This is a genomic window from Eubacterium sp. OM08-24 (genome assembly GCF_003438075.1).
In the GTDB taxonomy this organism is placed as follows: Bacteria; Bacillota; Clostridia; order Oscillospirales; family Acutalibacteraceae; genus Ruminococcoides.
Genome location: NZ_QSTA01000009.1, coordinates 66,884 through 76,671, shown reverse-complemented (window position 1 = coordinate 76,671; position 9,788 = coordinate 66,884). Strand labels below are relative to the sequence as shown.

General features: G+C 37.7%; 7 protein-coding genes, 1 tRNA gene and 1 other annotated feature. Of the genes, 6 read left to right on the top strand and 2 right to left on the bottom strand.

The window, feature by feature from the left end; translation table 11 throughout:
- The 6 genes from DXC23_RS12570 to DXC23_RS10595 form a co-directional block, all read left to right on the top strand.
- Positions 1 to 358, top strand: a 358-nt coding sequence (locus tag DXC23_RS12570; RefSeq protein WP_207658471.1) for a hypothetical protein, incomplete at its 5' end; no start/stop codon positions are given.
- A 195-nt stretch (positions 359 to 553) separates the two neighbouring features.
- Positions 554 to 790 (top strand) — a binding site (T-box leader).
- Between the two features lie 41 nt (positions 791 to 831).
- Entirely contained in the window at positions 832 to 2,508 is a 1,677-nt protein-coding gene (gene leuA, locus DXC23_RS10620) for a 2-isopropylmalate synthase (protein WP_117706254.1), read from the top strand.
- 1,174 nt (positions 2,509 to 3,682) lie between these two features.
- Positions 3,683 to 4,540 carry a patatin family protein gene (locus DXC23_RS10610; RefSeq protein ID WP_117706250.1) on the top strand — a complete coding sequence of 286 codons (858 nt, stop codon included), beginning with the start codon at positions 3,683 to 3,685 and terminating at the stop codon, positions 4,538 to 4,540.
- A gap of 61 nt (positions 4,541 to 4,601) precedes the next feature.
- Positions 4,602 to 4,678: transfer RNA gene (locus DXC23_RS10605), tRNA-Pro, on the top strand.
- 67 nt (positions 4,679 to 4,745) lie between these two features.
- On the top strand, positions 4,746 to 5,186 hold the full coding sequence (locus DXC23_RS10600) for an Rrf2 family transcriptional regulator (RefSeq protein ID WP_117706248.1): 441 nt from the start codon (positions 4,746 to 4,748) through the stop codon (positions 5,184 to 5,186).
- A gap of 154 nt (positions 5,187 to 5,340) precedes the next feature.
- Positions 5,341 to 6,141: an MBL fold metallo-hydrolase gene (locus DXC23_RS10595; RefSeq protein ID WP_117706246.1), complete on the top strand. Its 801-nt coding sequence runs from the start codon at positions 5,341 to 5,343 to the stop codon at positions 6,139 to 6,141.
- 87 nt (positions 6,142 to 6,228) lie between these two features.
- On the opposite strand, the gene DXC23_RS10590 is transcribed toward DXC23_RS10595, so the two are convergent.
- Positions 6,229 to 6,894 carry a helix-turn-helix domain-containing protein gene (locus DXC23_RS10590; protein WP_117706244.1) on the bottom strand — a complete coding sequence of 222 codons (666 nt, stop codon included), beginning with the start codon at positions 6,892 to 6,894 and terminating at the stop codon, positions 6,229 to 6,231.
- Between the two features lie 117 nt (positions 6,895 to 7,011).
- Entirely contained in the window at positions 7,012 to 9,636 is a 2,625-nt protein-coding gene (locus DXC23_RS10585; RefSeq protein ID WP_117706242.1) for a starch-binding protein, read from the bottom strand.
- Positions 9,637 to 9,788: the final 152 nt, after the last annotated feature.

The following is a 9,788-nucleotide window of genomic DNA, read 5'->3' as shown; positions in this document are numbered from 1 at the left end:
GTGCGTGAACTATTATATCACACTTATTTTTGTTTGTCAACACTTTTTTCAAACTTTTTTAAAAAGTTTTTTGAAATCTCTTTCAAAAATTTTTAAAAGCTTTACTCAGTGCTTTCAAACTTTTCTGTTGTTTTTGTGCTTTCCTCAAGCGACTTTGTTATTATATCACGCCCTTTTACAAATTGCAACCCCTTTTTTCAATTTTTTTCAAATTTTTTTGAATTTTTTAAAAAAGTGGCTTATCACTGACTTTTTCGGCACAACTTTTTTCAAAAAAGCCTTTATTGCATATAAATATACCCTATTATTCGTATTTTATACGCTCGATGCAAAAGATTTACTCTTTATTTTATTATAATAAGCATTCTGTTTTCATTTTAACTTATCTGCTCTTTAGGTTACATATATGGCTTGCATTTTCTATTATATATGTTTAAACATCTCAGCCAAGCGTAGCTATACTATATATATCAGAAAAAGTGAATATTATAAACGAAATAATCTTGACAAAAGTTTTTATTCTCTATATAATAGTATCAGCAAGTAAATCCCTCTAAAAACGATGACGGGAACAAGATATTTAGGTATATCTTCAGAGAGCAGCTGATTGGTGAAAAGCTGTGTTATCCTATATATGTATAGCTCATCCCCGAGTTTTCTGTGCGAGATTATGTAGTGCAGAACGCAAGACTGCGTTATCGGTCAGGACTTTGTTGGAAGTCTGTAAGGGGTGTGCAGTGATGTGCACCTGAAACCGGGTGGTACCACGGATATTATATTCGTCCCTTTTTAGGGGCGATTTTTTGTGCAATTAATTAGGAGGCACTTTATATGAAACCAGGATTTGAAAAGTATATCCCTTTCCAGCAGATCAAGCTGGAAAACAGGCAGTGGCCTAACAATGTAATTTCAAAAGCACCTATTTGGTGCAGTGTAGACTTGCGTGATGGCAATCAGGCGCTTGTTGACCCAATGAATATGGAGGAAAAGCTCGAATTTTTCCACACACTCGTAGATATGGGCTTTAAAGAAATTGAGATCGGCTTTCCGAGCGCATCTGAAACAGAGTACGAAATCTGCCGTGAATTGATTGAGGGCAACCATATTCCCGATGATGTTACAATTCAGGTACTTGTTCAGGCAAGAGAGCACCTTATTCGCAAAACCTTTGAGGCAGTTAAGGGCGCTAAAAACGTAATCATTCATTTCTACAATTCAACATCTACTTTACAGAGAAAAGTTGTATTTAAAACAGATATGGAAGGCGTTACAAAAATTGCTATTGAAGGCGCAAAACTTATTAAGCAGCTTACTGATGAATATACAGGTGATACAAACTTCCGCTTTGAGTATTCTCCTGAAAGTTTCAGCGGCACTGAGGTTGAAAATGCCGTATATATTTGTGACAAGGTAATGGAGGCACTCGGCTCTACAAAAGAGAACCCTGTTATTCTTAACTTGCCGAATACTGTTGAAATGTGCACACCAAACACATATGCAGATCAGGTAGAATACTTTATTAAACATATTAAGGACAGAGAGGCTTGCATTATCAGCCTGCACCCACACAATGACAGAGGAACAGGTGTTGCATCAGGCGAACTTGCACTTCTTGCAGGCGCCGAGCGTGTTGAGGGTACAATCTTTGGCAATGGTGAAAGAACAGGTAACCTTGACATTGTAACAATGGGGCTTAATATGTTTACTCAGGGCGTTGACCCGAAGCTTGATTTCTCTAATCTTCCAAAGCTCAGAGAAATTTATGAAAGATGCACAGATATGAAAATCAATCCTCGTCAGCCATACATTGGCGAGCTTGTATTTACTGCTTTTTCGGGTTCTCACCAGGATGCAATCAATAAGGGTATGCAGTATATGAAAGACAGCGGCACTGAATATTGGGAAATTCCTTATCTTCCTATCGACCCTGCCGATGTTGGCAGAGAGTACGAGCCGATTATCAGAATCAACTCCCAGTCCGGCAAAGGCGGTGCGGCATTTGTAATGAGCCACAACTTTGGTTATGATCTTCCAAAGAAAATGCATCCTGAATTTTCTAAGCTGGTTCAGGCAAAATGCGAGGAACTCGGAAGAGAACTTATCCCTAAGGAACTTTTTGAAGTATTCAGCGAAAATTATCTTGAAACAAAGCAGAAATACGCTCTTACTAAGCGTAAAATTTACGAGGAGAGCGAAAACGGTAAGGATTATGTTCACTTCAAAGGCAAGATGACTATTGACGGCACTGATGAGGTTGTGCTCAGCGGTGTTGGCAACGGCCCTATTGACGCATTCTTTAACGCAATCAAGCTGGTTGGACTTGACAAGTACGAGTTTATCTCTTACAGCCAGCACGCTATTTCTCAAGGCTCAGACTCAAAGGCTGTATCTTACATTGAGCTTAAAAAGCCTGACAGAAAGAACATTTTTGGTATAGGCATTGATTCAAATGTCAATGTTGCATCTGTTCTCGGCGTTCTTAATGCAATTAACAGAGCTGAAATGTAAAAGCAGTAAATTACAGTATAATATTATTTTATTAATTAATCCGCTCGATTTTATTATAAATTGAGCGGATTTTAGTTTGTTGGTTTAATGTAAAAATATGGTTCACCACCAAAAGTTTAGTTTTATAAATTCAAAATTCAGGTCAACCCTTTTTAAAGGGTTGCGGGTTTGGGCAGAGCCCATAAAACAATAAAAATGCACTGATTTTAAATATAAAATAATAAGCTGTAATTGCACAATATAATAACTAAACTTTAGATTATTAAAGATTTTAAGATAAAATAAAAGTTAAAACTAATGAGTGGCAGAAAGTAAGAAAGTCGCACTTTAGCAATCTTAGAGAAACGATATTCTAAAGAACACAAAGAGGTTTGCGTGTGTGGCTGATTTGCCCTTAAAAAGTGGCAAATTAGTAGTTTTAGTAGCGTGGCTTTTCCCTTGTTGCTGTCGCATTTTTAGGATTTCGCCGTTATGTTCAATCCGCCAAACAGCAAGCTGTTTGGCTATTAAAATTTGCAATAACATAAAATTTTGTGGGCGTTGCCCACACCCACAACCTTTGAAAATGTTGACCGAATTTTTAACCTTGGGACGGAAAGTTTAGTTTTGCTTTACTTTGTTGCCCGATGGAAAGTAGCCTAAACCAGAACTTTCGCAACTATTGCAATTAGTCTTTTAACATCTTTATTTATACAGTCACACTTTCTGTATTCTGCAATATTATGTAGTGTAAACAGAAAGGAGGCAAACGCTTATGTGTAACTTTTTCGGTAATGGCAACAACTGCTGCTCATGGGTTATTCTTCTTATAGTTATCCTTGCTTGCTGTGGCGGTAATGAGTCTTCTAACGGTTGTGGCTGCGGCTGCTAAAATTTAAGTATAAAAATAACCCCCTCGCTAAGAGGGGGTTAAATTCTGTTTGTCTATAAAACTATAATGCGATTATGCACTGTATGCAGACCATGAGCCGTTATCATATACCTGTTGTGGTCAAGCTTTTTTAAGAAGCCGTTTTCTTTTGGCGTTTGCAAGCTGTCTTTTCAGTTTAATTATTTGTTTGTTTTGTTGAACAAGTATTTACGGATTTATAAAAACATTAATTTTATTTTGTCAATATATGTGTATTGAAATTTACCTATTTTGTAGTAAAATATCTTTATAGGAAGTGATAATATGAAAATCGGTCTTGTAGTTGAGGGTGGTGCGTCACGCACATTCTACTCCTGCGGCGTAATGGACGAAATGCTGAGAGAAAACATATATGCCGACTATGTAATCGGTACTTCGGCAGGCATTTCCAATGCTGTATCCTATGTTTCAAAACAAATCGGCAGAAACTATATAATAGGAACAAAATATTTAAACGACAAAAGATATATGGGCACTAAATATTTGCTAAACCCTAAAAGGCGCTGTTACTTTAACCTTGATTTTATAATGGACGAAATTCCAAACAAGCTCGTGCCGTTTGATTACGATACATTTGCAAGTTTTAAGGGAGATGTAATCGCAACGCTTACAAATATAAATACAGGCAGAACCGAATATGTGCCTGTATCACGCTATGACAGAAGATTTGAAATTTTGAGAGCAACCTGCGCCCTGCCTCTCCTTTTTCAGCCGATTATCATTAACGGCAACGAATATCTTGACGGCGGAATTACCGACAGTATTCCGTTTCAGCACGCCTTTGATGACGGATGCGACAAGTGTATTGTAATTCTCACGCAAGCGAGAGATTACCGCAAGCAGGCAGACAAAACCCTTGAAATTTCCGCAAAGCGTTACAGAAAAAAGCCTGAATTTGCAAAAGCATTGCTAAACAGACCGCAAATGTATAACACTCAGCTTGACAGAATAAAAAGCCTTGAGGAGCAGGGACTTGTGTATGTAATTGCGCCAAAGCAAAGCCTTGGAATAAGCCGTACCGAGAGCAATCCCGAAATTATCGAAAAAATTTATAAGCAGGGTGAGTCAGATCTGCGCATACACCTTGACAAGCTGAAAGATTTTATTGCAAATAAGTCTTAACATAAGTTCAAATTGCTTGACTTTTTGATTTATATCTGATAAAATAAAGTATATGTTGCAACGGGATGTAGCGCAGCTTGGTAGCGCACACGTCTGGGGGGCGTGGTGTCGCAAGTTCAAATCTTGTCATCCCGACCATTACACGCTAATCTAAACGGTTAGCGTGTTTTTCTTATAATTTATTCCTTACAATGAGGTGGCATATATGCAAATTTCAAGCCGATTTACACTTGCCGTTCATATTCTTACCTGTATTAAAACCTTTGGCGAAAGCACTAAGGTTACAAGTGATTTTTTGGCGTCAAGCACAAATGTAAACCCTGTTATTGTACGCAAAATTCTTGGTCAGCTTAAAAAGGCAAATATTGTTGATGTGGCAAGAGGCTCGGGCGGTGCTGTGCTTGCAAAACCCGAAGGCGAAATTACTTTTCTTGATATTTACAAGGCTGTGGACTGTGTAGGCAACGGCGAGCTTTTCCATTTTCACGAAAACCCTAACCCGCTCTGCCCCGTTGGACGAAACATTCACGCCGTTCTTGACGACAGGCTCATAAAAGTACAGCAGGCAATGGAAAAAGAACTTGCGTCTGTTACATTAAAAGATGTTTTGACCGACACCAAAAACTTGATAGAAATTCAAAAATAACCGGATTAAAGATTTTGAGGAAATTTCTTCAAAATCTTTTTTTAAAAAATCTGTTGTAACTATTGACATTACAACAAGCTTGTGATAATATATCGTTGTAATCATTAATGTTACAACAAATTCAACACATAAACATTTTTACGGAGGTTTTATTATGAAAAAGACAGATTACAAAGAAATCAAATTAGAAAAAGGCACTATCTTTGAATATTCATTCGGTGAAGTAAAGTTATTGGTTTACCGTACAAATGACTTTATTGACGATGAAGCAATTATGCTTGTAAAAAACAACAAAACAGTTGTTATCGAATCGCCTTGCTTTAATGACAACATTGCAGAGCTTGAGGCTTTCATTAAGGAAAGCGGAGCAGAGGTTGAGGGCGTAGTGCTTGCGTACCATATGGGTGGCGGCACATTTTTACCCGATGTTAAAAAATACGCTACTAAAAAGGCAAATACTTACGGCACAGTCGGTGGCGGTAAAGCTTTAGTAGAAAACTTTAACAAGACTTTCGGAAATATTTTTGATTCGTCCATCCACAAGGTAACTAACCTTATCGCAGGCGAAACATTAAAAATCGCAGATACCGAACTTAGCATTGTAGAAACTGCTGATGCTTTTGATATTGTTTTCCCTGAAATCAATGTTATTTACACACATATGCTCGGTCACGACTGCCACTCAATCATTGGCGGCAACGCTCACGCAGATGCAATGATTGCCGACCTTGAAAGCTACATAAACAAGAATTACAGCCTTATCCTCACATCGCACTATGACCCTGAGGATACAGACGATGTAAGAACAAAGCTTGCTTATGTTAAGAACATCAAGACTATTGCGGCAAATTCTGCCGATGCCGAGGACTTTAAAAACAAGGTAAAGGCTGAATATCCAAACTATTCGGGTCTTAATTACCTTGACATTACAGCCGGTGCATTTTTCCCCGCTTAATTAAATTTTCTGCAATAAAATAAATCATAATCCATATTTAAAGGGCAGTCCATTATTTGGACTGCCCTTTTGAGAAGTATAGTAGTGTCAGATATTCAAAATCGTAATTATTTTTCCGTCATATGTAAGCACATTGCTTTCTTGCAAACTTTTTAATTCTCTCATCAATGTGCTTATATCCATTTGCAAATGGTCTGCGAGCTCCTGTCTTGTAAAAGGAATTTGTAATTTGTCACTTTTTTGCTCGCTTTTTAATTGTCGCAAATACTTAATAATTTTATTTTTAGAAAGAGATTCCGCATTAGCAATTATGCGCTGCATAACATTTTCTGTCATTCTGTAAAAAATACTGATAATGTTTTGCTGAACTCTGTTTTGTAAAAAAATAATTGACGGATCGGTTATTAAAAATGAATTTGTTTCAAGTGACAAAATAACCGATTTTTTTCTTGCCTCTACCGATACCGTCGGATACGAAGTATCCAGGCTTATAGCCACCAATCCGTTTCCGTCGGGTTCAAAATAATTTATAAATGTTTTCACACCGTCTATATTAGTTTCATAAGAAGCTATTGAACCATATAAAACAAAAATTGATTTATCAAGTTCAACATTAAGTATTGCGCCACGATTAAGTTCAATAATTTTAAATTTAGTATTATATAGAAATTTCTCAATTTCATCATCGGTAAATCCACGAAAAAGTTGAGAATTTCTTAAATGCTCGATATTTTTTTCGATTTGATTCTCCATAAATATAAATAATACTCCTGATTACAAAATATATAATACAATTAAGCTGTCAGATTGATAAAACCTGACAGCTTTATTGTATCACTCTTATTTTTTATTTCAACGCAATTTTTAAAATTATCGGTTTTTAACGGTATATTTTCCGTTTGAACTGCCCGAAATATAAAACTCGGCACTGCCTGTAACAGGAATATCAACAGTCTGACTGCTGCCATTGTTGAATATTACATATGTAGCGTCGCTTGGAATATCAATGGTATAAACACTCTGACCTAATTCATTTGTTGTTGACTTTGTCATTGATTTTCCCGGCCATGATGTCATTTTTGTATTGCTGTCAGACCAATAGTAGCAATTTACTTTACCCCAGTTGTAGTTATCTGTAAATGTCATAGTATATTTGTCAGATACAGATGAAGTTGTAGGTTGGGTTGTCGGTGTCGGCGCTGTAGTAGGCTGTGTTGTCGGTTTAACCGTTGTCGGCTGTGTCGGAGTGATTCCTCCTGTGTATTGACCTACCTTAGCCTCACTGCTTGGCTGATTTGTAACGTACATCATAATGTATGTAGCATCTCTGATATCAACAGAACCGTCTTCGTCAACATCGGCAGCAATCTTTTGTTTCTGATTAAATGTAATCATTTCATTGATGTAAAGCTGAATTCCGGTTACATCGTTGATTGTAATTTTACCGTCCTGATTTGTATCACCGATAAGTATGCTTTCAGCAGGAGGTGTAGTTGGCTGTGCCGTAGTAGGCTGTGCCGTAGTTGGCTGTGCTGTTGTACTTTGGGTCGGTACAGGCGGATAATAATCTTCAAAAGTGTGATTTGCTTTGAATATCTTTGTAGTGCCGTTGAGATTTAATCCCGGCTTTGAATCTGCAGGATAACGCTTGCTTGCAGAGTTTGTGCCGTCACTGAAAATAACCGCACCGTTTGCAAGTGAATCTGAAACTTCAATTACATAATAACCTGTAGAAGAATCCAAAGTCATTTTTTCGCCCGGCCATTTTGCATTAGAAACTGCATCTGAATAAATATAAGCATATATATTTGACCAGTTATAAGATGAATTGTCAAAGTAAATTTTTTGCGTTAATGTCGGGTCAACCTTTGTGTAAATGTAGGTTTTATCGGCTGAACCGTTGGCGTTGCTTGCCTTTACATTGATTGTTGTCTTTGTACCGTACGCAAGACCTGCGCCGATTGTAATTTTCGTACCGTCAGTGAATGACTGATATTTACCGCCGTCAACGGAATACTGCGAGTTTTCAGCGTTCTTGGTATTTAATGTAAGTGTGTAAGTTTCTGTTTCGTATGTAGAAGAACCCGGAGTTACACTTACCTTTGGCTTAGGATTTTCTTCTTCATAAATAACGGCAATACCGCTTGAGCCGACCTTACCGCTGATTGACGATGAAGTAACCGTAAATGTGTTGCCGGAAATTTTGTCAACATATGTACCCGGTTTTGCATAGCCTCCGCCGTTTTCAACAGAAACATTACCGCTGCCGCTGCCTTTTACAATAACAGCACCGCCGTCTTTACGGGTAATTACGCTGCAGTCGTTTGACTTTTTATAACAATCGGCTTTTCCGTTCATGGCATTGTGGAATTTATTAACTTCCGCAACCTCACTGCTTGTAAAGTGAGTGCTGCCTTTTTCACCGATTTTTATATTATCTTTAATTTTTGATGACGGACGAGAAAAATAAAGAGCCGTTACTTCATTTTGGCTTGCCGCAACAGCATATGCACGGTCAATAACATTTTGGCTCATATCATTTGAATAGCCCCAATCTTTGTTATTTGACCATGTGTCATGGCTTTCGGCCCAATAAATGAGTTTATCGCAGGAAATACCACGATCACTCCAGTTTCCAGACGAATCAGGTGCATCACCGGAATTAAATGAATCACGCAGAGTTTTACCGTAATTGCTGTCGGTTACTGTAATATAGTCTGTATATTCTTTCATTATATCTTCATTTCCGGTTTCTCTGTCATCAGGACCGGTAAGAATTTCGCCATAGTTATATAAACCATACTTTGTTACCGAACTCCAGAAATTATCGCCCTCGCTCGGAACGCCAATATGTTTTGCTGCGTCCCAGCGAATACCGTCAACACCGACTGACTTTAATTCCTGCATATATTTTCCTACTTTTTGCTGAACATATGAATTTTCAGTTGCGATATCAGGCATACCGATTTCTCCGTGCGTTACCTGCCATCTGTTTTTCCAATTAATACCACCACCAAAAGTATGCCAATACTTTGATGGCTTTAAATCATCTTCTATTCTTGAATGGTCGCCTGCAAGATGATTTGCTACAACATCAACTATTACCTTGATACCATAATTTTCGGCTTCTTTACATAGTGATTCCAACTCTGCCTTTGTACCGAGTTCGCTAGTACCTATATAAAATCCCAACGGCTGATACAACCACCACCATGTACCGGTTCCGCTGCCGGGCTGTGCAGGTGAAGTTTGAATTGTTGTAAAACCTGCCTCGGCAATATTATTTAATTCTGCCTTAATATCATTGTACTTCCAGTTAAAGCAGTGCAAAATTACACCGTCCTGAATGTTGTCCATTAAATCGTAATCGCCGGCAGAAACCGAATTTTCATCTGATACAACTACCGCATTTGCCGACACCGCAGCTGTTGCAAAACAAGGCAACAACATACTTGCTGCAAGAGCCACACTGATTATTCTCTTATTCCCTTTCACGCTTTTTCCTCCTGTAAAATGTTAATTTCAAAACCTAAAAAACCATAAAATCACAAAAAGTTTCTAAATAATTGCCTGCTAAGAAATATTCACCCCCAAAAACACAGCAAACAATAACACTTATAAATTATTATAATAAATAATCACATTAA

Coding starts and splice junctions, on each gene's coding strand:
- leuA (WP_117706254.1), top strand. CDS start 832: ATGAAACCAGGATTTGAAAAGTATATCCCTTTCCAGCAGATCAAGCTG.
- DXC23_RS10610 (WP_117706250.1), top strand. CDS start 3,683: ATGAAAATCGGTCTTGTAGTTGAGGGTGGTGCGTCACGCACATTCTAC.
- DXC23_RS10600 (WP_117706248.1), top strand. CDS start 4,746: ATGCAAATTTCAAGCCGATTTACACTTGCCGTTCATATTCTTACCTGT.
- DXC23_RS10595 (WP_117706246.1), top strand. CDS start 5,341: ATGAAAAAGACAGATTACAAAGAAATCAAATTAGAAAAAGGCACTATC.
- DXC23_RS10590 (WP_117706244.1), bottom strand. CDS start 6,894: ATGGAGAATCAAATCGAAAAAAATATCGAGCATTTAAGAAATTCTCAA.